Origin of the sequence: Neobacillus nitrireducens (assembly GCF_030915405.1) — a bacterium.
Lineage (GTDB): Bacteria > Bacillota > Bacilli > Bacillales > Cytobacillaceae > Neobacillus.
Genome location: NZ_CP133262.1, coordinates 3,931,805 through 3,955,346, shown reverse-complemented (window position 1 = coordinate 3,955,346; position 23,542 = coordinate 3,931,805). Strand labels below are relative to the sequence as shown.

Annotated in this window: 22 protein-coding genes; 1 reads left to right on the top strand and 21 read right to left on the bottom strand. The window is 41.6% G+C overall.

The features are described from left to right. Positions 1 to 209: 209 nt before the first annotated feature. The 16 genes from RCG22_RS19065 to RCG22_RS18990 all read right to left on the bottom strand — a co-directional run bounded on the left by RCG22_RS19065 (position 210) and on the right by RCG22_RS18990 (position 17,580). Positions 210 to 743 (bottom strand): acyltransferase, encoded by a 534-nt coding sequence (locus RCG22_RS19065; protein WP_308104245.1) that lies wholly within the window; start codon positions 741 to 743, stop codon positions 210 to 212. A gap of 5 nt (positions 744 to 748) precedes the next feature. Then, on the bottom strand, positions 749 to 1,393 hold the full coding sequence (ppaX, locus tag RCG22_RS19060) for a pyrophosphatase PpaX (RefSeq protein ID WP_308104244.1): 645 nt from the start codon (positions 1,391 to 1,393) through the stop codon (positions 749 to 751). Continuing rightward, a complete protein-coding gene (locus RCG22_RS19055) occupies positions 1,362 to 2,330 on the bottom strand; it encodes a nucleoside recognition domain-containing protein (protein WP_308104242.1) in 969 nt (322 codons plus the stop codon). Before RCG22_RS19055 ends, ppaX begins: the two co-directional genes overlap by 32 nt. Before the next feature lie 31 nt (positions 2,331 to 2,361). Next, complete coding sequence (gene lgt, locus RCG22_RS19050; RefSeq protein ID WP_308104241.1) at positions 2,362 to 3,180, bottom strand: prolipoprotein diacylglyceryl transferase; 819 nt, start codon at positions 3,178 to 3,180, stop codon at positions 2,362 to 2,364. Positions 3,181 to 3,200: 20 nt separating this feature from the next. Continuing rightward, entirely contained in the window at positions 3,201 to 4,136 is a 936-nt protein-coding gene (gene hprK, locus RCG22_RS19045) for an HPr(Ser) kinase/phosphatase (RefSeq protein ID WP_098260052.1), read from the bottom strand. 294 nt (positions 4,137 to 4,430) lie between these two features. Continuing rightward, a complete protein-coding gene (locus tag RCG22_RS19040) occupies positions 4,431 to 4,796 on the bottom strand; it encodes a phage holin family protein (RefSeq protein ID WP_308104240.1) in 366 nt (121 codons plus the stop codon). Between the two features lie 15 nt (positions 4,797 to 4,811). Further along, positions 4,812 to 5,921: a DUF4097 family beta strand repeat-containing protein gene (locus tag RCG22_RS19035; protein ID WP_308104239.1), complete on the bottom strand. Its 1,110-nt coding sequence runs from the start codon at positions 5,919 to 5,921 to the stop codon at positions 4,812 to 4,814. Positions 5,922 to 5,963: 42 nt separating this feature from the next. Then, positions 5,964 to 6,278, bottom strand: coding sequence for a magnetosome magnetite crystal formation protein family (locus RCG22_RS19030; RefSeq protein WP_308104238.1), 315 nt, complete (start codon positions 6,276 to 6,278; stop codon positions 5,964 to 5,966). 373 nt (positions 6,279 to 6,651) lie between these two features. Further along, on the bottom strand, positions 6,652 to 9,525 hold the full coding sequence (gene uvrA / locus RCG22_RS19025) for an excinuclease ABC subunit UvrA (protein WP_308104237.1): 2,874 nt from the start codon (positions 9,523 to 9,525) through the stop codon (positions 6,652 to 6,654). A 7-nt stretch (positions 9,526 to 9,532) separates the two neighbouring features. Further along, entirely contained in the window at positions 9,533 to 11,512 is a 1,980-nt protein-coding gene (gene uvrB, locus RCG22_RS19020; protein WP_308104236.1) for an excinuclease ABC subunit UvrB, read from the bottom strand. Positions 11,513 to 11,732: 220 nt separating this feature from the next. Continuing rightward, positions 11,733 to 11,972 (bottom strand): CsbA family protein, encoded by a 240-nt coding sequence (locus RCG22_RS19015; RefSeq protein ID WP_098262752.1) that lies wholly within the window; start codon positions 11,970 to 11,972, stop codon positions 11,733 to 11,735. Positions 11,973 to 12,072: 100 nt separating this feature from the next. Continuing rightward, the gene (panF, locus tag RCG22_RS19010) at positions 12,073 to 13,524 is read right to left on the bottom strand and encodes a sodium/pantothenate symporter (RefSeq protein ID WP_308104235.1); all 1,452 of its coding nucleotides are present in this window, start codon (positions 13,522 to 13,524) and stop codon (positions 12,073 to 12,075) included. Continuing rightward, entirely contained in the window at positions 13,521 to 13,805 is a 285-nt protein-coding gene (locus RCG22_RS19005; protein WP_308104234.1) for a YhdT family protein, read from the bottom strand. Before RCG22_RS19005 ends, panF begins: the two co-directional genes overlap by 4 nt. Positions 13,806 to 14,072: 267 nt before the next feature. Continuing rightward, complete coding sequence (locus tag RCG22_RS19000) at positions 14,073 to 15,023, bottom strand: cation diffusion facilitator family transporter (RefSeq protein ID WP_308104233.1); 951 nt, start codon at positions 15,021 to 15,023, stop codon at positions 14,073 to 14,075. Positions 15,024 to 15,155: 132 nt separating this feature from the next. After that, positions 15,156 to 17,216, bottom strand: a complete 2,061-nt coding sequence (locus RCG22_RS18995; protein WP_308104232.1) for a heavy metal translocating P-type ATPase — start codon at positions 17,214 to 17,216, stop codon at positions 15,156 to 15,158. After that, the gene (locus RCG22_RS18990; RefSeq protein WP_308104231.1) at positions 17,209 to 17,580 is read right to left on the bottom strand and encodes an ArsR/SmtB family transcription factor; all 372 of its coding nucleotides are present in this window, start codon (positions 17,578 to 17,580) and stop codon (positions 17,209 to 17,211) included. The genes RCG22_RS18995 and RCG22_RS18990 overlap by 8 nt, the downstream gene beginning before the upstream one ends. A 182-nt stretch (positions 17,581 to 17,762) precedes the next feature. On the opposite strand from RCG22_RS18990, the gene RCG22_RS18985 reads away from it, so the two are divergent. Continuing rightward, complete coding sequence (locus RCG22_RS18985; protein WP_308107204.1) at positions 17,763 to 19,001, top strand: hypothetical protein; 1,239 nt, start codon at positions 17,763 to 17,765, stop codon at positions 18,999 to 19,001. A gap of 271 nt (positions 19,002 to 19,272) precedes the next feature. On the opposite strand, the gene RCG22_RS18980 is transcribed toward RCG22_RS18985, so the two are convergent. The 5 genes from RCG22_RS18980 to RCG22_RS18960 form a co-directional block, all read right to left on the bottom strand. Further along, complete coding sequence (locus RCG22_RS18980; protein WP_308104230.1) at positions 19,273 to 19,479, bottom strand: DUF2933 domain-containing protein; 207 nt, start codon at positions 19,477 to 19,479, stop codon at positions 19,273 to 19,275. 404 nt (positions 19,480 to 19,883) lie between these two features. Beyond that, on the bottom strand, positions 19,884 to 20,279 hold the full coding sequence (locus RCG22_RS18975; RefSeq protein WP_308104229.1) for a WD40/YVTN/BNR-like repeat-containing protein: 396 nt from the start codon (positions 20,277 to 20,279) through the stop codon (positions 19,884 to 19,886). A gap of 77 nt (positions 20,280 to 20,356) precedes the next feature. Next, positions 20,357 to 20,812 (bottom strand): WD40/YVTN/BNR-like repeat-containing protein, encoded by a 456-nt coding sequence (locus tag RCG22_RS18970; protein WP_308104227.1) that lies wholly within the window; start codon positions 20,810 to 20,812, stop codon positions 20,357 to 20,359. An 843-nt stretch (positions 20,813 to 21,655) separates the two neighbouring features. Beyond that, positions 21,656 to 23,023 (bottom strand): 4Fe-4S binding protein, encoded by a 1,368-nt coding sequence (locus tag RCG22_RS18965; RefSeq protein WP_308104225.1) that lies wholly within the window; start codon positions 23,021 to 23,023, stop codon positions 21,656 to 21,658. After that, positions 23,010 to 23,441, bottom strand: a complete 432-nt coding sequence (locus RCG22_RS18960; protein ID WP_308104224.1) for a hypothetical protein — start codon at positions 23,439 to 23,441, stop codon at positions 23,010 to 23,012. Before RCG22_RS18960 ends, RCG22_RS18965 begins: the two co-directional genes overlap by 14 nt. Positions 23,442 to 23,542 lie beyond the last annotated feature (101 nt).

Sequence of the window (23,542 nt, the reverse complement as noted above, 5' to 3'; positions counted from 1 at the left end):
CTCCCCTTTTATAAAGATCCAGACAAAAAACGGCAAATTTTTAATAGATTACTACTATTAAAAACTTGCCTTCTATATAGACTGAATCTCCAAGTATGTACGCTATATTATTATATCGTTCTTTGACAAGAACGAAAATGTGTCTTATTTACTATTTTCGTACTCAATTTTAAGAGAAAATAAAAAAAGCCTGGTCGAAATGGACCAGACTAACCTTTCTTCCCATAAATTGCATCATCCGCCCAGCGTTCGGCTAATTCTTTCTTCGTGTAAATGACCCGCATCGGATTCCCTCCCACAAACGCACCTGGAGGAACATCCTTATGTACCAGTGTCCCGGCCGAGACAATTGCGCCATCACCAATCGTGATCCCAGGCAGGATTGTCGAATTGGCACCAATCATTACTTCGCTGCCAATCACAACCGGACCCAACCGGTATTCTTTAATTAAATACTCATGCGCAAGAATTGTCGTGTTATATCCGATAACTGTATTACGTCCGACACTGATTTTCTCCGGAAACATGACATCCAGCATGACCATCAAGGCGAAGGAAGTCTGCTCACCCACCTTAAGCCCAAGAAAAACGCGGTAGAGCCAGTTCTTCATCCCCAAAAAAGGGGTATAGCGTGCGAGCTGGATGACGACAAAATTTCTGACCACTTTCCAAAAAGGCACAGTCTTGTAGACGTGCCATAAAGAATTTGCCCCTTCAACTGGGTAGCGTGTTGTATTTCTCACTCAATTCACTCCCCGAGAATGGTTAGTAAGTCAGCCATGTTCTCTAGAATATAATCCGGTTCATATTTGGCAATATAGTCTCTGCCTTTAATCGACCATGCACAACCAGCCGTTACCGTCCCAGCATTTTTACCTGCTAAAATATCATGGTAATTATCCCCGACCATCATTGTCTCTTCTGGTGTTGAATCCAGCTGTTCCAGTGCTTTAAAGATTGGTTCGGGATCGGGCTTGGTTTTACTGACATGATCGTAAGTTACTACCACTTCAAAAAATCGTTCAAGGTCCATCAGACGCAACCCCTTCAGCGTCACATCATGACGTTTAGTCGTGACGATCCCAAGTTTAAACCCCTTATCCTTCAATGACTGCATCGTTTCAAAGACACCGGCAAATTCCGTCACCAACTCATCATGGTTGGCAATATTAAAGGCACGGTATTCTAAAACCATTTCCTCTACCAGGTCAGGGTTGATACTGCCAAACGCTTCATGCAGCGTAGGTCCGAGAAACGGAAGGACGTCCTCACGCTGGTATTTGCTTGGGTAGTATTTTTCCAAAGTGTGCAGATAAGTCGTAATAATTAACTCATTCGTATCAATTAATGTCCCATCTAAATCAAAGAGAATTGTCGTAATTTTGTTTTTCATAGGTTGCTTCCTTTCTTTTCACAAGCCCCGAGCGTTTCCAAATCGTACCGACAATTAAGGTTAAGACAATGGCCACCCCAATCCGGATGAGAAACAATGGCACGATCGGAATGCCGAGTGGTAAGAAGATTAATGTATCCTCCACGACAGCATGGCAAGCCATTAGAAAAATAAACGCCAGGGTAATATCCTTTTTGCTGACTCCATCTTCTTTAACCGCCTGAATCATCACACCAGCACCATAAGCTAAGCCGAACAAGAGTCCTGCCGCCATCGTGGTTGAAGTGTTTTCCTGCATGCCGAGCGTTTTGGTAACGGGCGCCATTGTTTTTGAAAACTTATGTAGCCATTGTAAGTCTTTTAAAATTTGAATCACAATCATCAGTGGAATGACAATCATGGCAAGCTGTATAATACCCAGCCCTGCCTTTTGAATCGCCTCAAGGAGAATTCCACTCACGCCCGCAGCCGGTTCGGCACTTTGCTCAATAAATCCATATTGAGCGGTCTCACCGCCGCCATGCCAGACTAGATTTATCACTGCCGCAGAAAGCAAGGCAAGTCCAGGTCTTGTGACGAGAACCACCCACAGCTTAACACCGGCTTTCATAGCAACGCCCGATTCGATGAATAAATTATGGGAAAATGAAAGCATAACTGCTAAAATAAACACTTCTTTAACCGAAAAATCGAGCGTTAATATCGCTCCAATTGCGGCATAGAGATTAAGAAAATTCCCGAGCACAAGCGGAATGGCCGCATCCCCTGACAAGCCAATCAGCTTCATAAGCGGGGAAATCAATTTAATGATCCATGGCAGTACAGGTGTATACTGCAGAACCGCCACAATCAGGGTCACTGGAAAGATAATTTCCCCCAAGGTCCATGTGGTCTTAAAGCCAACCTGTAACCCCTTTTTTAATGAATTAAAAAGCATTTCCCCCAAACCCTCCTTTTTAAAAAGACGATTAAAGATTCTCTTGATCTAAATAACGTCGCTCCGTCCTCTGCTTAGTTCGACGATAGATGAGGATAGCTAATGCACCAATCACCAATACAATCGAAATCATTTGCGCCATTCGAAGACTTCCAATCATTAAACTATCTGTCCGTAAGCCTTCGATGAAAAAGCGGCCAACAGAATACCAAATCACATAGGTAAGGAACAGTTCACCGCGCCGGAAATTGACCCGGCGAAGGAAAATTAATAGGAAAAAGCCTGCAAAGTCCCAGAGAGATTCATAAAGGAATGTGGGATGATAATAGGTTCCGTTAATATACATTTGATCAATAATAAATTGAGGTAAATGCAAGTTTTCAAGGAAAGACCTTGTCACTTCCCCGCCATGGGCCTCCTGGTTCATGAAATTTCCCCACCGGCCAATCGCCTGTCCGAGAATAATACTTGGTGCAGCAATATCGGCAATTTTCCAGAAGGATATGCCTCGTTTTTTCGCAAATACGTAGGCGGTCAAAACGGAACCAATTAGGGCACCGTGAATAGCGATGCCGCCATTCCATATTTGCGGGATGTCTGCCGGATGTTTGACGTAATAATCCCATTCAAAAATTACATAATAAATGCGCGCCGAAATAATCGCAATTGGAATGGCCCACAGCATCAAATCGGCAAATGTGTCTTTATCAAGTCCCCGCTTGTTCCCTTCCCGGATGGCAAGGTACAAGGCAAGTGCCAGACCTGATCCAATAATCACTCCATACCAATGCACCGAAATCGGCCCTAGTGTAAAGGCAATCGGATTTAGCGGTTGAATAGTTTCGTTCATCTCTCTATCTCCTCTTCCCCTTAAATATCTTCATGGTCACCGTCTTCAATGACATCTGACAAGCGCTCCGTAAATTGCTGCGCCGCATTCACGCCCATTCTTTTCAGACGGAAATTCATGGATGCAACTTCAATAATAACAGCCAGATTTCGGCCTGGACGAACAGGGATGGTCATCTTTGGAACATCCGTGTCAATAATCTTCATTGTCTCTTCATCTAAACCAAGACGGTCATACTGCTTTTTAGAATCCCAAATTTCTAAATTCATAACGAGCGTGATGCGTTTATTACTGCGTACCGCACCGGCTCCAAACAGAGTCATCACATTGATAATCCCTAACCCGCGGATTTCTAATAAATGCTCAATTAAATCCGGAGAAGTTCCAACTAAGGTATCCTGATCTTCCTGACGGATTTCCACACAATCGTCAGCAACGAGGCGGTGTCCGCGCTTAACCAATTCTAAGGCGGTTTCACTTTTACCTACACCGCTTTTTCCGGTAATTAACACACCAATTCCATACACATCTACTAAGACACCATGCACAGCCGTGGTTGGTGCCAGCTTGCTTTCTAAGTAATTAGTTAAACGACTAGAAAAACGGGTGGTTTTCATGCCCACTCGAAGAACAGGGACGGATTCACGCTCTGACGCTTCAATTAGCTCTACAGGTACCTCAATATCTCGGGTGACAATGATCGCCGGAGTGATATCCGTGCATAAACGTTCCATTCGTGAAATTCGTTCATTTTCAGGCAGCATTTCAAAAAAGGAAAGTTCGGTTTTACCTAACAATTGAATGCGTTCCGCTGGATAAAATTCAAAATAACCGGCCATTTCAATTCCTGGACGGGAGATATCACTCATTGTAATCGGGCGGTTAATTCCTTCTTCCCCGCTCACCAATTCAAGATTAAATTTCTCGACTATATCTTTCGTACGTACTTTCGGCAAGAAGCTTCCTCCTTAACTAGAAAAGCATAAGGCGCCTGCCTATCGGCGACAAGCATAAGTCGAGCCGGCATGAAGGTTGCTCTTTAACCTTCTTGACGGATTGGCTTATGACCTCGAGCAGATGGCGCCTGAAGCTAGACAGTAATCAATTTCAAAGCAAATTTTATTCCATTTCCACTTATTTTAGCATTTTTCGAGGAATAACCATACTTTCCTGTCTAAAAAATTAGAATGGGTAGATTCAGATATTTTCACAAAAAAAAGTGCACACCGGTTTAGTGTACACCCCTAACATTAATCCTTCGATTTCCTTGATGGCTGTAGCAGTGTTTTTTGAATAATCAAGTTTACGAGCGACATCAGGATTGCAAAAAAGAAGGCCATCCCAAAACTGGAAATCTCAAAGGCGTCCCCCATTAAATAATCCGTCAGCTCAAGCGTAATCGCGTTGATAACAAATAGGAACAATCCTAACGTTAAAACCGTCACCGGCAAGGTAAACAGAATCAGAAGCGGGCGCACCAATACATTTAATATTGACAGTAAAATACTTGCCTGAAGTGCGGCACTAAATCCTGTTAGTTGAAAGCTCGCGTGAAAATAACCGGCCAGTGCCATAAATAAAACCGCATTAATCAAACATCCAATCAGCCATCTCATTTTCAGTTCCCCTAGTTATACTTCTTCTGACTTATGAATCGCGATAGAACCGGTTTTTGTGTCAGCATAGATTTTCACCATTTTTTCCGGATGATTGATGGATTGGAAGCGAAGCGATTTCTGAATCATTTCGCTTTTCTCCTCCAGAACCTGCACCCCGACAAGCTGCAGATTAAATCCTCCCAGGTTGGTCTTAAGCTCCCCATTTACTGGCAGCCCTTCAGGGACAAAGAGGTCGATCCCGCCAGTGGTCGCTTTTACTTGAATTAATTCTGTACGATTTCCGGTTAGTTTATAGCTGATGTTTCCATTAAAGGATTGGGTTTCTACCTTTTTAAAATCGCCTTCGAGGTTGATTCCACCGTTAATAGTCTCAGCTTCAAGATTATCCAATCGACTGCTGATAATGTTGATCTTTCCGTTCGCTGTTTCAACCTCTATTCTGTTTCCATTGATACGATCAAGGTTTATTTTTCCATTCGCAGTTTTCACCCTTAGGTCAGAGACATCCATCGCTTCTCCCGATACAGGACCATTAAACATTCTGATGCGAACGCGCTCATACTGAGATTTCGGCACATAAATAACGGATTCAACTTTCATCCATTTTTGCTGAGTCTTAAAACGTAACTTCTGATTTTCAACAGAAAAAATAACATCTCTTAAGAAGTTCTGGCGCGCTTGGTCTGAGTTTTCGACCCTAAATACCTTCGCTTGGCACTCAATTCGTACATCTGGTTGGTCCCATGCAGCAATCTTTATCGAACCATTCGCCACATCAATGTCCATATTTTTCAAATCAACCTCACCATGATGAAAAATATGCGAAATTTCGACGGATTGGCCAAAGTTCAAATCAAAATCAAAGTCTTTGATTTTTTTCAATGCAGAATCGACAAAGTCAAAAATCTTCTCTTTTGTGGATTGATATTTCGCCTGTAAAGGGTCCTCCTTTTTCGTTTCTTCAAAATTGACGGCGGTCGAGAGTTCCTTCACAATTTGCTCTTGCTTTTGCTCCATCGTTTGCTGGGCCTTTTCTAGTTCTTCTAAGAGCGTAACTGCCTCATCAACAGTCAGCTTTCCTTCTTCAACCATTTTTAAGATTCGCTTTTTTTCTTCTTTCATCGTTTTTCACCCCATAATCTGTAATTTTGTCTCATTTAATGCTTATTCAGCAACCAATACCTTTACGCCTTTGATAATGTTCCAGATAATAACAACAATCCAGATGAGAATAAGGACAACAATACATATAATCGTAAAAGCAGGCACGCTGTCTGGCGTTTTGGTGAGATCATAGTAGAGGGCAAATATAAGTAGTGGCGTTGGAATTAGCGGTATCAAATGTGATAGCAGCGACTTTTTGGCATGTCTTTTTGTCACTGCATCCCCCGTCGCGATGTAAACAATAAGGGGAAAAATAAACCCAGCAAAAAAAATACTAAAATAGCACAAGCTTGATAGAACTTTTCTCGTTTCCATTTCTGCGCCCAACTCCTTTATCCTTTATTTACGTGTTTGAATATGGAAAGTTTCGTATTTTTATAAAAAAGTGAATGGTCGTCTTGGTTGTTGTTTGGATATGGCAGCCATTTTGGTTTTGATGGGGGTGGGTAGGAGTGGAGTGGGATGGGATTCCGTTGAGTTGGGAAGGATTCCGCCAAGTTGACAATTTATTCCGCCAAACTGATCCGTGATTCCGCCGAACTCTTTATTTATTCCGCCAACTCTCGAACTTTATCCGCCGATTCCTACGATGATTCCGCCAAACCCCAATATATGATTCTCAATTCCAAATAAAAAAGAGCCGAATTCTGCAGGTGCTCACCCACGAATTTCGGCTCTTCTTTCTAATTTATGCTTTGATTGCACTCTTATCTTCAATTTCTTGTTTCATCCGTTGGCGTTCACGCTCAAGGATAGGCTTTAAGTATTTTCCTGTATAAGATTCAGGGACTTCGGCCACTTTTTCTGGGGTCCCAGTGGCGACAATCGTACCGCCCTTGTCGCCGCCTTCTGGTCCAAGATCGACAATATAATCGGCAGCCTTGATTACATCAAGGTTATGCTCAATTACCAAGACGGTGTCTCCATTTTCAACCAAGCGCTGCAGGACAACGAGCAAGCGGGAAATGTCATCGACATGAAGGCCAGTCGTTGGCTCGTCAAGAATGTAAAATGATTTCCCTTGCGAGCGGCGATGCAGCTCAGAAGCGAGCTTAACACGCTGAGCTTCCCCTCCAGATAATGTGGTCGCCGGCTGACCAAGTTTAATATAGCCAAGTCCTACATCCAAAATTGTTTTCAGCTTGCGGCTGATTTTTGGATGATTTTCAAAAAATTCAACTCCCGCTTCCACGGTCATATCAAGAATATCAGAAATATTTTTTCCTTTATACTTCACTTCCAGGGTTTCACGGTTGTAGCGCTTGCCATGGCAGATTTCACAAGGAACATATACATCCGGTAAAAAGTGCATTTCGATTTTGATAATTCCATCACCGCGGCATGCCTCACAGCGTCCGCCCTTCACATTAAAGCTGAATCGGCCTTTTTTATACCCACGGACCTTTGCTTCGTTTGTGTTCGAAAACACATCACGGACATCATCAAAGACACCGGTATAGGTGGCCGGATTCGAGCGTGGTGTTCGGCCGATGGGAGACTGATCAATATCGATGACTTTCTCTAAATACTCAATGCCTTTGATGCTTTTATGTTCCCCGGGCTTTGTTTTTGCACGGTGCAGCTTTTGGGCAAGCGACTTATGGAGAATTTCGTTGATAAGTGTACTTTTTCCCGATCCAGACACGCCTGTAATGGCAATAAACATACCCAGCGGAAGCTTCACACTGACATTTTTTAAATTATTTTCAGAAGCACCTTTGATTTCAATAAAACGGCCATCCGGCTTGCGTCGCTCGAGTGGAAGCGGAATAAACTTCTTCCCCGATAAATACTGACCTGTCAGTGATTTCGGGTCAGCCATTACCTCAGCTGGTGTACCGGCTGAAACTATTTCTCCTCCGTGCACCCCAGCACCTGGGCCGATATCAATTAAGTAATCAGCTGCAAGCATGGTATCCTCATCATGTTCGACAACAATAAGAGTGTTGCCGATATCCCGCATACTTTGCAATGTCCCGATCAAGCGGTCATTATCACGCTGGTGGAGGCCGATTGAAGGTTCATCCAAGATATATAAAACACCGGTTAAACGCGACCCGATTTGTGTAGCCAAGCGGATCCTCTGGGCTTCACCGCCCGAAAGCGTTCCAGCGGTGCGGCTGAGTGTTAAATAATCAAGACCGACATTAATTAAGAATCCGAGGCGCTCACTTATTTCTTGAAAAATCAGCTTGGAAATTTGCATTTCTTTTTCTGACAGCTTTAATCCCGCAAAAAATTGATTTGCCTCTTCAATCGAAAGATCGGTTATATGGGCAATATGGCGTCCATTAATGAGTACGGCCAAAGTCTCTTTTTTCAAACGATAGCCTTTACAGGTTGGACAGGGCTGCTGGGCCATGTATTTTTCCATTTGCTCACGGATGTATTCGGAGCTTGTCTCCTTAAAGCGGCGCTCGACATTGCGAAGGACGCCTTCAAATTCAATATTCCCTTCACGAATTTGGCCAAAATCATTTTCATAGCGGAAATAAATCTTTTCATGTCCGCCGCCATAGAGCACTTTTTCCAAAAGGTGTTCAGGAATATCCTTCACCGGGGTATCCATATCCACCCCAAAATGATTGCATACGGCTTCAAGCAGTTGCGGGTAATATTGAGAACTGGTTGGTTCCCACGGGGCAATCGCATGCTCTTTTAAAGTCAAATCACGATTGGGAATGACAAGGTCGACGTCGACTTCCATCTTAGAACCAAGCCCATCACATTCTGGGCAGGCGCCAAAAGGACTGTTGAAGGAAAACATCCGCGGCTCTAGTTCTCCGATTGAAAAACCGCAATGCGGACACGCATGATTTTCACTAAACAACAGTTCTTCTTGGCCGATGACGTCAACAATGACCTTCCCTTCGCCCATTTTCAGCGCAGTCTCGAGCGAATCGGCAATCCGCGCCGACACGCCTTCTTTGACAACAATCCTATCGATAATAACCTCAATCGAATGTTTTTTATTTTTTTCAAGTTCGATATCATCGCCAAGGTCGAGCATTTCTCCATCGACACGGACACGGACAAACCCTTGTTTTTTGATATCCTCGAACACCTTTATATGTGCTCCTTTACGGCCTGATACAACTGGCGCGAGGATTTGCATTTTAGTCCTCTCAGGATATTCTAAAATCCTATCGACCATTTGCTCAATTGTTTGGGAGGAGATTTCAATCCCATGAATCGGACAGGTTGGATGTCCAACCCTAGCAAATAATAATCGTAAATAATCATAGATTTCTGTCACTGTACCAACCGTCGAACGGGGGTTACGGCTTGTTGTTTTTTGATCTATGGAAATAGCCGGAGATAGCCCCTCAATGGCATCTACATCTGGTTTATCCATTTGACCAAGGAATTGCCGAGCATAGGCAGACAGGGATTCGACATAACGTCTTTGCCCTTCTGCATAAATGGTATCAAAGGCAAGCGAGGACTTCCCAGAGCCGGAAAGTCCCGTCAAGACAACAAGCTTATCTCTCGGAATGGTGACATCTATATTTTTCAAATTGTGGGCTCTGGCGCCTTTCACAATCAATTTCTCCATCGCCATCGTTACGTCATCCTTCCGCTTTCAACTCTAAAATTAAATCACGAAGCTCTGCAGCACGTTCAAAATTAAGCGCCTTGGCTTCGAACTTCATTTCTTTTTCCATCGTCATAATCAGTTTTTCTTTTTCCTTTTTCGACATTTTACTGAAGGATGCCGATGGTTTGTATTCTTCCTGCTCTTCCGCGGCATGGGTGGCACGGATGACATCACGAATATCCTTCTGAATCGTCATCGGCGTGATTCCATGCTTGCGATTATACTCTTCCTGAATGGAACGGCGGCGCTTTGTTTCACTGATCGCTAATGCCATCGAGTTTGTAATTTTATCGGCATACATGATGACATGGCCATGAGCATTCCGGGCGGCACGTCCAATTGTTTGAATTAGCGACCGTTCGGAACGAAGGAAGCCTTCCTTGTCGGCATCGAGAATCGCAATCAGCGAAACCTCTGGAATATCTAGCCCTTCCCGGAGCAGGTTAATCCCAATCAAAACGTCATATTTGCCGAGGCGCAATTCGCGGATAATTTCAATCCGCTCGAGCGTCTTAACCTCCGAATGCAAATATTGAACCTTAATCCCGATTTCCTTCAAGTAATCGGTTAGGTCCTCGGACATTTTTTTCGTCAAAGTGGTCACAAGAACCCGTTCATTTTTACTTACTCGATCATGGATTTCACCAATCAAGTCATCAATCTGCCCTTCAATTGGGCGGACTTCAAGGGTTGGATCCAAAAGTCCAGTCGGACGAATAATCTGCGAAACCATTTCTGGTGTATGCTCGAGCTCATAGGGTCCCGGTGTAGCCGAAACAAAAATGATATTCTCGATATGCTTTTCGAATTCGTCAAACATTAATGGTCGGTTATCAAGGGCTGATGGCAGACGGAAGCCATGATCAACAAGCACCTGTTTCCGTGCTTTATCCCCATTGAACATCCCTCTCACTTGCGGCAAGGTTACATGTGACTCATCAATCACCATTAAAAAGTCCTTTGGAAAATAATCAAGCAGAGTATAGGGAGTTGATCCTGCATCCCTTAAGGTTAAATGGCGTGAGTAATTCTCAATTCCTGAGCAAAAACCCATTTCGCGCATCATTTCCAGGTCATAACGTGTACGCTGCTCAAGCCTTTGGGCTTCGAGCAGTTTATTGTCCTCGCGCAGTTCCTCCAGCCGTACTTCTAGTTCTTTTTCAATATTTTCAATCGCCTTAAGCAACTTTTCTTCCCTTGTAACGAAGTGGGATGCCGGGAAAATGGCGACATGTTCACGTTCACCGATAATTTCCCCAGTCAGGGCATCAACCTCACGAATCCGTTCGATTTCATCACCGAAAAACTCGACACGAAGGCAATGCTCATCACGAGAAACAGGGAAAATTTCAACAACATCACCACGTACACGAAAAGTTCCGCGCTTGAAATCGATATCGTTTCGGTCATATTGGATATCAACTAACCGGCGCAGCAGTTGATTGCGCTCCACTTCCATTCCTGTTCTAAGGGACAACACCATTTCACTATATTCTTCAGGCGAACCCAAACCGTAAATACAGGATACAGAGGCGATGACAATCACGTCTTTGCGTTCGAATAGGGAGGAAGTCGCCGAGTGACGCAATTTATCAATTTCATCGTTGATGCTTGCATCTTTTTCAATGAAAGTATCTGTCGATGGTACATAGGCTTCTGGCTGAAAGTAATCATAATAGCTGACAAAATACTCGACGGCATTATTTGGGAAAAACTCTTTAAACTCACTGTAGAGTTGTCCAGCAAGTGTTTTATTGTGAGCAATGACAAGGGTTGGTTTATTTACCTCTTTAATCACGTTTGAAATTGTAAAAGTTTTACCCGTACCTGTCGCACCAAGCAGCGTCTGTTGTTTTTTATTGTTTCTGATTCCTTCAACTAATTGTTTAATCGCCTCGGGCTGATCCCCTTGGGGCGAGTACTTTGAAACTAATTCAAATTGATCCTTCACAATTCCTTTACCTCCCGTTATATCAATCACTTTTCAGCATATGTACCTTGTTAATGGACCGGGATGGTTGCTTTCAAGTGTATCCTCTAAATTCATATTACCATTTTACCACAATCCCCTAGAAACAAACCAATAATATGCGAACGAATATTCGTTTTTTGGAATTTCAACAGAAAAAGCCTGCCATTTTTCTGACAGACCTACAAAACCATTAAATGGATTAACTCTTTTTAATGACCCTCTGCTTCATTTTTTCAGCCATCCAAAAGCCTGCTGTTAGGGAAAAGGCATCGACGACGATGAGCAAAAATGTGTTGGTATAACCTTTATATACAGACGTAGCAATCAGGGCAACGGTTAATATTAACCCGATGACCCGGTTGTAAGTAACTCGTGTGAAAAGCAAGACGAGCAGCCCCGGAAAAATAAGCGCTGATAAATGTCGAATAACGGTTTCCAATGAGTTCACCTCATTTTATAATTGCTGTTAATTCATTCTAAAAATTAATTCACAAAATTGCAACAAAAATGGTAACGGAACCTCGTTTCGAAAACTTAGCTTATTTTTCCATTCCAACATGCATCCTACCTTCATTTTGCTGAGTAAATAAACTAGTTACCACGAATGCAGCAAGAGATAGGAAGATGGGGAGGACCACTGTGTGAAAACCAAAGGCATTCGGATAAAATTGATCGATGGTAATATACGAACCCATCCCAATAACCATCGAAGTAATCGCCCCGTATTTATTGCCCTTACTCCAATACAATCCTAAAATAACCGGCCAGATAAAGACCGACTCGAGCCCCCCAAATGAAAACAGATTCAGCCAAACGATTAGATCTGGTGGACTCAACGAGAACAGAATAACGACAATACCAATTACGGCGGTCACACTAAAGCTCACCTTTTTCACTTGGTCGTTCCCTGCATCAGGCTTGATGTAATTTAAATAGACATCTTTGACTAGGGCCGAGCTAACCAAAATTAATAGAGCATCGACCGTTGACATAATTGCAGCCATTGGCGCCGCGAGAACGATTCCTGCGGCATATGGGGGCAGTACCTTCATCGATAACAAAGGCATGACGGTATCGCCAATTTTCACACCAGGCAGAACTGGTCTTGCGAATACGCCGATGAGATGCATGCCCAGCATAATAAAACCGACCACGATTGTTCCAATAATTATTGCATTGTGCATGGCCTTCGAATTTTTATAAGACATCGCTCGGACTGCAATTTGCGGCAGGCCGACAACACCCACCCCAACTAAAATCCAAAAAGAGGAGACAAAGGACGGCGTTAAACTTCTGTCTGCGCCAAACGGACTGATCAGATTCGGATTTTCAGTCGCTAAGTCTGAGATAATCTTCGGGATTCCCCCACCTGCTTTAATTGTGGCGATGAGAAGGATTAACGTTCCCCCAAACATGACCACACCTTGAATTGTGTCTGTGATTGCCACCGCACGAAAACCGCCGACAATCACAAAGATAAGGACTGAAAAGGCAAAGATTAATAGTGCAGTTGTATAGGGCAGACCTGTTAAACTTTCGACCAACCGTGCCCCGCCAATCCATTGCGCGGTCATTGATGAAAACAGAAAGATGATAATGCTTGCTGCCGAGAATAAAACGACCACTTTGCTTTTATAGCGCTCTTTAAGAAAGTCAATTAAGGTGATGGCCTTGTACTGACGGGAGATAATTGCAAATTTCTTCCCCAAGACCATTAGCGTAAAATAACCGGTTGCTAATTGGGCCATCGCAAGCAGGACCCAGCCTAGTCCTTTCGTATAAGCGATTCCGGGACCCCCAATAAAGCTGCTGGCACTGCCATACGTCGCCACCATCGTCATTGCGAGAATGAATCCGCCCATTTGACGTTCTCCTAAAAAGTACTCCTCTAAGAAAGAATGAGATTTAATAACAAACTTGTTTGACCACATGCCAACAGCAAAGATAATCAATAAGAAAATTAACAGTGGGGTAATGACGGCCCAGTTCACTTGACCTCCCCCTCTTCCTCTTCAAAGGAAACATCCTTGAATAAAAATTTGACTGTAAAAGTAACGAGGATGATCATAACAATAAAGCCTAGAATACAACTGTAAAAAAACCAGGCGGGCAGCCCGAATATGTACGAATACTTTTCTACTTTTTCCGAACCGAGCCCGTAGGCAAATCCATACCACCAAATAAAATTAATTAAAACTAGAATAATTCCAATCAGGGCTTCCCTGTGCGCAATTTTGAAACGCTTGTCTTGCTGACCTTCCCTATCTTTCATGTGAATCCTCCTGGGTAAAAACTATCTTAAACATCATCATATTATTTTAACCAATAATGAAAAAATATCCAATTTAAAACTATTGAAGAACGAAAAAACACACAAAGAAAAACCTATCCTCTTCACGGACAGGTTTAATGGATGTGATATGATGTGATGTGATGTGGTGTCAGGCACCAAAGAAAGACACTTCTGCTTATTTGTCCGCCACTGGTGGAAAATTCCCTTCAGCCACTAACGTGCTCTAATATAGTAGCACCCATATTGTTAGTTACATGTTCCATGCGGGCTTGGGCATCCGTTGGTTTCTTTTTCGATTTGGATGGTGCTGTGTTCGATGTGGAATTCGTCATGAAGGATCCGCTGTGATTGGGAGAGGATTTCATCATGAACACCGTTATCCAAAATGGTAATATGGCAGCTTAATACTGGATACCCGGAGGTAATTGTCCATATGTGCAGATCATGGACTTCCTTCACAAAGGGAATCTTTCTTAGTTCCTGCTTCACATGATTGATATCAATCTGTGCAGGTGCACCCTCCATCAAAATATGGAAGGAGTCTTTCGCTACTCTGTATCCACTGATTAATATTAATACCGAAACAATGACGCTCGCAATTGGATCGGCAATCCCCCAGCCAAAAAACATGATGAGCAAGGCCGCAACAATTGCGCCTACAGAACCCAGCATATCACCAAGAACATGTAAAAATGCACTTCTGACATTTAGGTTGTCATCCTTGTCACCCTTCATTAATATCCACGCCGCAACAATGTTTACCAATAACCCTATGACAGAGATCATCAGCATTCCGGTACTTTGCACCTCTGGCGGATTGAAAAAGCGTTGGAAAGCCTCAAAAAAGATAAAGATAGAAATCACGACAAGTGTTATTCCATTCAGGGCTGCCGCGATAATTTCAAATCGTTTGTAACCATACGTTTTTTCCTGTGAGCCCTGTTTCTCCCCAAGCTTGATGGCAAAAAAGCTTAAACCCAGTGCAGCGGCGTCACTCAGCATATGCCCGGCGTCGGACAAAAGTGCCAAGCTATTTGTTAACAGGCCACCGATTACTTCGACGACCATAAAGGCAGCAATTAATAGGAAGGAACTCAATAAAGCTTTCTTATTACTTGTATGTGAATGACCATGCGAATGGCCGTGTGAGTGTCCATGTGAATGTCCATGTGAATGTCCGTGATGGTGATGACCCATGTTTATCCCCCCAAAAGCCAACAAAAAGCGGCTCTTTTATTTATCTCTTTCTAAACCGAAAATATTACGATTAAGGCTAGTTTTTTCTAATCTTTATTTTTGATACATGATTGGAAACACTATTTATAACGTCTAGTCTTTTACCCTTAAAAGCCGTAAGCCATTAAATGTAACAAGTAATGTCACGCCCATATCAGCGAAAATGGCAATCCATAAGGTCAACCAGCCTGGAACCACTAGTAAAAGGGCTATAAGCTTCACAACTAAGGATAAGGTAATATTTTGCTTAATGATTTGCAGCGTTTTCCGACTTAGCTTGATCGTAAACGGCAGCTTTTTCAAATCATCATTCATTAACGCAATATCAGCGGTTTCTAAGGCTGTATCTGTTCCGGCCCCGCCCATCGCGATTCCTACCGTTGCGGAAGCGAGCGCGGGTGCATCATTCACTCCGTCTCCAACCATTCCAACTCGGCCGAATTCCTTTTTTAGCTTTTTAATAAAAGCTAATTTATCCTCTGGCATCAGTTCTGCTTCAATGCTAGTCACACCCACATGTTGGCCAATCGTTTCGGCCGTAGCCTTGTTGTCGCCGGTCAACAAAATCGTGTGCCTGATTCCAAGTTGATGGAGCCGTTCGATGACGGTTCGGCTGCTTTCACGGACTTCATCCGCCACCGCAATCAGGGCCAAGATTTCCTTTGAGGTGCCCATGATCATAACTGTTTTCCCTTGATTTTGCAGAGCAGTAATTTGGTGCACGATTTCAGCTGGAATATCAGTGAACAGTTTTGTATTCCCAACACGATACTCTGCTCCATTCACTTTCCCGGTAATGCCTTTCCCAGTAATCGAGGCAAATTCATCGACCTGATAGTCATTGCGGGCCGCTTTTTTAATGATAGCGGCGGCAAGGGGATGCTGTGATTTACTTTCCAATGAGGCAACAAGATCGAGTAAATTCTCGTCATTGCTAAAATTTATATAGTCCGTTACGACGGGAATTCCTTTTGTTAAGGTCCCCGTTTTATCAAAGGCAATCGCGTGGAGCACCCCGGCTTCTTCTAAAAAGTTCCCGCCCTTAATCAGCACACCGTTTCGGGCGGCATTTCCAATCGCAGTCACAATCGAAACAGGCGTGGAAATGACAAGTGCACAGGGGCAGCCGACCACTAACACCGCGAGACCTTGGTAAATCCACTCTTGCCAGTTTGCCGAGAAAACAAGCGGCGGGATAATCGCAACCAAAACAGCCACCGCCATGATTACTGGCGTATAGTACCTCGCAAACCGATCCACAAACCGCTGCGATGGAGCCCTTTCTGCCTGTGCTTCTTCCACTAAATGAATAATTTTTGCAATCGTTGTTTCATCAACAAGCTTAGTGACCTTTACTTTTAAAAATCCTTCGGCATTTAAGGTGCCTGCGAAAACTTCGTCAGCGAGGACTTTAGCAACAGGAACAGACTCGCCGGTAATCGCGGCTTGATTGACGTTTGATGCCCCGTCAACAATGATTCCATCCATGGCAATCATTTGCCCTGGCTTGACGATCATAATGTCGCCAATCTCAATATCTTCCGCCTTCAAGGTAATTTCTTTTCCGTTTCTAAAAACCAGTGCCTCTGTTGGGGCGTGTTCCATTAGCGAACGAATCGATGCTCGTGCCTTATCCATTGAATAGGTTTCAAGGACCTCACTAATCGCAAATAGAAGCACTACCACCGCTCCCTCGCTCCATTCACCAATGATGGCCGCTCCAATTATCGCAACAGTCATCAGTGTTTTCATGTCAAATTCAAGCCGGAGTATATTGTTCAAGCCTATTTTAAAAAGAGGAAAGCCTCCTAGTAAAATCGCAGCTGCGAACAGGATATTTTCCGAAAAAATATAGCCGGCGATAAGGAACAATAATGACAGCCCAAGCAGACCATATCGTTTCCAGAACGGTAAGTCTGCGGTGACTGGCGGTTTTTCTTTTTCTGGAAATATCGTTAATTTATCGAAGGCACCCGCTTCATTTAAACCCTCTAAAGTTGTATTTCCATAGACTGTGAGCTTTGCAGCCCCAAAATTTATATTTGCATCAACCACACCATCCAGGTGTTGGACGTTCTTTTCGAACTTTGCAGCACAGCTTGTTCAGGAAAGACCTTGGACCCGGTAAACTTGTTTTTCAATAGTCTCACTCACGACCCGCCACCTCCTCCTGGTGGGCAACCGCAATGTGGATCAACTGTTTCACATGGTCATCGTCAAGGGAGTAATAAACGAGCTTGCCTTCTTTGCGATACTTTGCAAGACCAAGGTTTTTTAGATGGCGCAAATGATGGGAGGCTGTAGCTGTTGTTGCCCCAACAATATTGGCGACATCACAGACGCAAAGCTCATTTTCCAACGTTAGGGAATAGGCAATTTTCATGCGAGTTTCATCAGACAACGCTTTAAAAAGCTTCGTTACATCAGGGATCTTATGACCATTTTCAAGTTGCTGTTTAACACGAATAGTTTTCTCATTATCGACACAGGGAGTCTCGCAAACATCACGTTCTTTCAATTTGGTCACCCTCTTCATTCAAATGTTCGTTTGATTATATAATATTCAAATGGTGGTTTGAGTGTCAATCATTTTTGGCTTTTTTGAAAGGGAAAATGATTATTGTCATACCTTTCCAACTGCTAAAAATTTTATAATTGAGATGTTTGATAAGATTGCCATTTAGAGAGGGACTAATCGTGATGAAATCATTAATAGATTTGTATAAAAACGACCCAGAATCCGTATATCACACTTGGTTTTTACATAGTAATGATCGATTAAAAGCCTTCAGGACTATTCGAAAAGGATTGCTAAAAGTAATTAAGGAAATAGAAGAGGAAACATTCGGCAATGATTTCAAAGGATCAAGTCTCGAAATGGTAGTTACGGCCATTTCGGAGCAAAAGCAAGTATTTGAAGGTGCAGCTCATGCTTTTTACTGGAAACCTAAATTACGAATCCCAGATATCTATGAAAATACTCTTAATCAGAAAGCGTTTGGAAGGTTCCTTAAAGCATGCCTGGAAACATCAAGTGCTGAGAAAGTTGTAGAAGAGATTCAAAAATTAGACAAACTAAAAATTAAGGGAGTTGGGCCTGCGGTTGCGAATATCATCTATTTTTTACATCCAACCCTGTTTCCTCCATTTAATACTGCAATAGTTAACGGATATAATCTATTATTTAACAAAAAGATGAAACTAGGCTCATGGGAAGCGTATCTTGATATGCGAGCAAAGCTTATCCATGAAAATGACACATATAAGGACCAGTTATCAAAAGATTTGGGTGCTCTCGCCGGTCTATTATTTGAAATCGGCAGCTATCAAATAATTATTGAAGAAAATGCTATGGATTTCTTAAAAATTGAAAAAGAAAAAATAGTAAAGGCTAAAAACAGACGTAATAAGGATGTAATGAAAGATGAAATGGAAGAAAATACTCATTCCGAAATGCAGTACCACCTTGCCCGCCTCGGAAAATCATTGGGATATAAAGTTTGGATAGCACGGAATGATCATAAACGTGAATGGAATGGACAAAAATTAGGGGAGTATTCATTGAAGAATTTAAACATATTCAACTTTCCACCCTCTGTAGCCGATACCATTGCTTTGATTGATGTCCTATGGTTGGATCAAGAGGAAAAGGTGATTGCTGGGTTCGAAGTTGAAAAAAGCACCTCGATTTATTCGGGAATTCTTCGCTTATCAGACTTGTCAATATCTGTTCAAGCAGATACCTGTCAATTTTATTTAGTGGCACCTGAAAAGCGGGAAAAGGAAATCAAAGCTCAATTGCTGCGGCCTTCCATCCGATCACTTGATTCCCAATCTATTTCCTATCTGTTATTTGATGATTTGCGTTGTGACTGCGATGCCATGTGTAAATTCGGAAACGACGTATCCATCTTAACTAAATTATCAAAAACCGTATAATAAATGATGCTTTTTTGTCACCGTTTCTGCTAACTTTGTGCAAATATGTTTATTAACATAGAGGCATGGAATTTTAAGAGATGATTAATGGCAATTTAAATCATTCTTACACAATTTATTTGTGAAATATCTCTGTAAAACTTTCCAAAAAGAATATCCCTTTCTTAAAATGAAAAGGGCTCTAACGATTCCCCCACGGTTAGAGCCTTTTTTCATGTTATTATATGTTTCGAAACTAAAGCCGTAACCTTTTAAGGTTACGGCTCAAGAATTAGGACCCCTTTTTTATTACTTTTGCAAGTTCCTCCATTTCATTTTTAAGTTTGCTATTTTCCTCCTCAAGAAGTTTTAACTTTAAATCCGTGCTTGGGGATATGTGTTGGCCGTGTTGATGATTATGTCCTCCACCATGACCTCTCATACAGAAAATCATCATTAGTGGACAAAGTAATAGCAGCAAATACTGTAACCATTCCATAAAAACCACTCCTTCTTTTCTTCCATCATACAAATTGAAAAAGGATTTTCTATGAAGAAATAGTGTGTTGAGAGCGTTTATTTAAAGAAAAATTTGGACTGAATATAACGGATTTAAATCCTTTATAGCAATTCCTATTCTGCAAAGATTCTTCATATTTTTCATTTATTATTAATATAAAGACTTAGTAAATGAGGGGAGAAAATGGTTATGAAGCCGAATTATTAGCAAGAATTGAAGCCTTATTGAGAAGAACGAACAAATCAAATGAAAATAATATTACTTTTAAGGGACTAACTTGGAATGAGGCATCCATGGAAATAAAATATCGAAACCATAACATTTCAATGACACCGACAACAAAAAAGACATGAAAAAAACCAGTGATCACTGGTTTTTTTCATTTACTTTAATTTACCCGTCGTAATAATCTGATCCCACTTCTGTCCGCCATCTTTCGTTTCAAAAAGTGAAGTACTAAAAGTAGAAACAGCTATTTGTTTTTCATCCTTTTGATTTACTGAAATGGAGGAAGCAGCATCTTCACCTAGGTCCAAACCAATACTTGACCACGATTCACCGTTATCCTGGCTGATCATAACCCCTGAAACCATATTATTGATTGAATATCCAATGATATCTTTACCATTCGGCATAAGTGTCATTGCAGTTATAAGACGGGTCTCGTCAAATACATTCCAATTTTCTCCGCCATCTTTCGAAATCATCACACCATTTTCGGTCCCAGCTAATAAGGTGTCTTTATTTTCCGGAAGAACAAGTAACGAATAAACCTTCATCAGGTCACCTGGTAAACCTTTTGGTTCTACCTTAGCCCACTTTTCTCCTCCATCTAAGCTTTTATAAATACCAGCACCTATTGCCCAGTACCCATTTGATTAAGTCCATAGATGATTTTGGGATCATGGTGGTAGGTAGTTAGTAAATGGAAATCAATCTTTCCAACATATTCAACCTCTTTCCAGCTCAACCCTTTATCCTTACTGACTAATATGCCCATTGGATTAGGGTATTCTGAATCTTGCCCTGGGTGTCCGCTGGTCATCATTGCACCATCCGATCTTAAATGAAAACCCATGAAATCATCACTCGATTGCCCAACTTTATTCCAGGTTTTACCCACATTTTTTGTTGAGAAAAGTCCTTCATGAGTTGCAACATATGTTGTCCCGTCATTTGAAACGCCTACCCCGTGAATATCTTCAATTGTCTTCCCGCTTTTTACTGGTGCAATTTTTGAATCCTCTGTTGAACCACATGCGGAAAGAATTAAACTTAAGGATAGTACTGATAATACCGCAATCTTCTTCATACCTTTCACCTCTAATTATGTCATTTTACCTTTACAAACAAAATTATCTTCCTTATTACTTTAAAATATTGGGAAATCTTTTTAAAAGGAGTATGTTTAGCTTTTAATTTTGACTTCCTTTCCATCTCCATTTGACGCAGAGTAAACTTCATCAAGTGTTCATGATTCATATGACTCCTCCTCAAAATGCATTATCTATGTAAATTGAACGTTTTAATCTATTTCGAGTGTATAAAAGAATTGTGCAGAAAGTAACCAGATTTTGTAACAGTTTTTAGAAATAGTCGAGTTACGCAGAGTGGGGTACCTTCTTCTTATTTATCGAGAAGGAATCACAAACAGACACCGACGATTTAAAGTAACGCTTCCAAACCTTCTCTCGATGAACTTGGTGAGCTCTCTCATTCTATTCAGACCCTAGCAAGTATTTCACACGAACTTCGCATGCCATTACCTTATATTAATGGTTATGCGGATATATCAAAACGAAAGGGAGTTGAAGCACACGGGGGGAAAATAACAGTTGAAAGTCAAGCTGGACAAGGGGCGTGTTTTAAAATTACTTTGAGGGAATCTTAAAGGAAATTTAAAGCTCAAATAAAAAGGCTTATAATCCAACAAACAAGAACGGACATATTTGAATGAATTACAATATATATCACATCCTTAGACTAATATTACTTACCCGGATTCTTTTGTCCTTTAAATAAGTTTAAAGTTCCTTCTAATTTGATAATAGTAGCTTAATAAACTAGATCGCTAATAAAAAGTACTAAAAACACAAAAAAGAAGGACCTTCTTTTCGGTCCTTCCTTTCTTCATCAAATTACGACTAGTCTTTTATTACACCCTATGCATCATCGGAAGTGAAAATAAATAAATATTTGTGATGGCTAGTACCGTCATAAGTACGTAATATGGAAGCATTGCTTTTAAAGATGTCATTTTGCTTCTGCCCATCCTGTACACGACGTAACAAGTACCGACCAATCCGATTACAATTACGATATACTGAATCATTTGTACGGTTGGTGTGGAAGCTAGACTTAAATTTGCTGGGTTTGAATCGACACCAAATAATCGGATCGAGTTAAACCAAACGGCCTTACCTTCTGTGAAGATATGGAATAGGTTATGAGCTAAGTGCCCAGCTAAATCTAATGGAATAATTGCATAGCCAAAACGAGTAAAGTTCTTTTTGATTGATCCTTCCATTCCAAGGATTGATGCTAGTTTTGCAGTTCCTAATAATAAAAGAATCGGTAATGCCATTGCAATAATAAAGGCGATCGAAAAGTTTACTACATAGTTTGAAGTACCAGTAACAGAGCCAATCGCGCTTAAAATATTTTGCCAAGGTTCAAGCATGGTAATATTTTGTACGAATACGATCCCCATAATAACAGCTGCAAGGGAAGCATGCTCAAGCTTCGGATTCTTTAAGCCCCATAATTCTTTCGTCGGAACTCTTGTGGTGATTTTCACGGAATTATTCGGACAGTTCTTCACACAGTTTCCGCAAATATTACATTCTGCACTAGATTCCATTGTCCGTGGGAATTGGAACATTGGACAACCTTCCACACCCTCAGATCCTTTGTAGCAGGATTGCACTTTACAGGTTTTACAAATATCAGGTGTTGCCTGCACTTTTAACGCTCCAGAACGAGAATAGTTTCCAGCGAGACCGCCAAGGAAACAAAGCGTCTTACAAAAGGTTCTTCTTTCATAAAAAACAGATGTTCCTACAACCATTGTCACTAGTAAAAGCAATAAGTAACCTGATCCTCGAGGAGATTCTACAATGCCCCAAACGTGGTCACTGTAAGTAATCATAATAAAGAAGATATCAATAAGCCAAATTCCATATTTTCGTAGAAACTTAGGCATTGGACGCTTGCTGCCAACAAATTTACGGACAATATCACTTAATTTACCAAACGGACAAATCGCACACCAGAAGCGGCCAGTTACTAAAAATAGAACGGGTATGATCGGCCACCATAACACCCATGTCATTGTTGTTCCGAAGTTTTTACTTGGATCAACAGTCCCCATAACTAATTCATAAACAATAATCGAAAATACGAAGATAACGATCCATTGAAAGATTCCTGGATACCACTTGCTTTTTACAAACTTTTTTACAACTGGTATCGATAGGAGATCAAAAGGTTCCTTTTCTGGTAAGTTTTTCTCAGGCATGGCCATTGTTTAAATCCCCCTTCCGTCTAAACCATTTATTCCAAACACCTATAAGGATAAATAATAAGTTCACAGCTCCATAGGTACCTAACACTTTATAGTTTGGTGGTACCTCCACAACTGCGGCATGATGATCATGAGCTGCACCACCGCTTCCTTCCTCCATGTCCATTCCTTCCATGTCCGCACCACTGTCGTGGTCCATTCCTTCCATGTCCGCACCACTGTCGTGGTCCATTCCTTCCATGTCCGCGCCACTGCCGTGGTCCATTCCTTCCATTTCGGTTTGATCATTACTACTGCCATTTTTAAAATTTTCTGTTGCCTGTTTAATATTTTTACTATGGTCACCATCAGCTAAGGCTCTTACATCAAATGAGAAAATAAATGCTAATGATAATAAAAATAGAAAAGCCTTTTTCAATTTTGCCACCTCCGAAAAGTTATTTATGCCTTTAATGTTTATACGTATAATGTAATGGGTAAATTTGCAGTTTATATGCATTTTTATTGGATGAACTATGT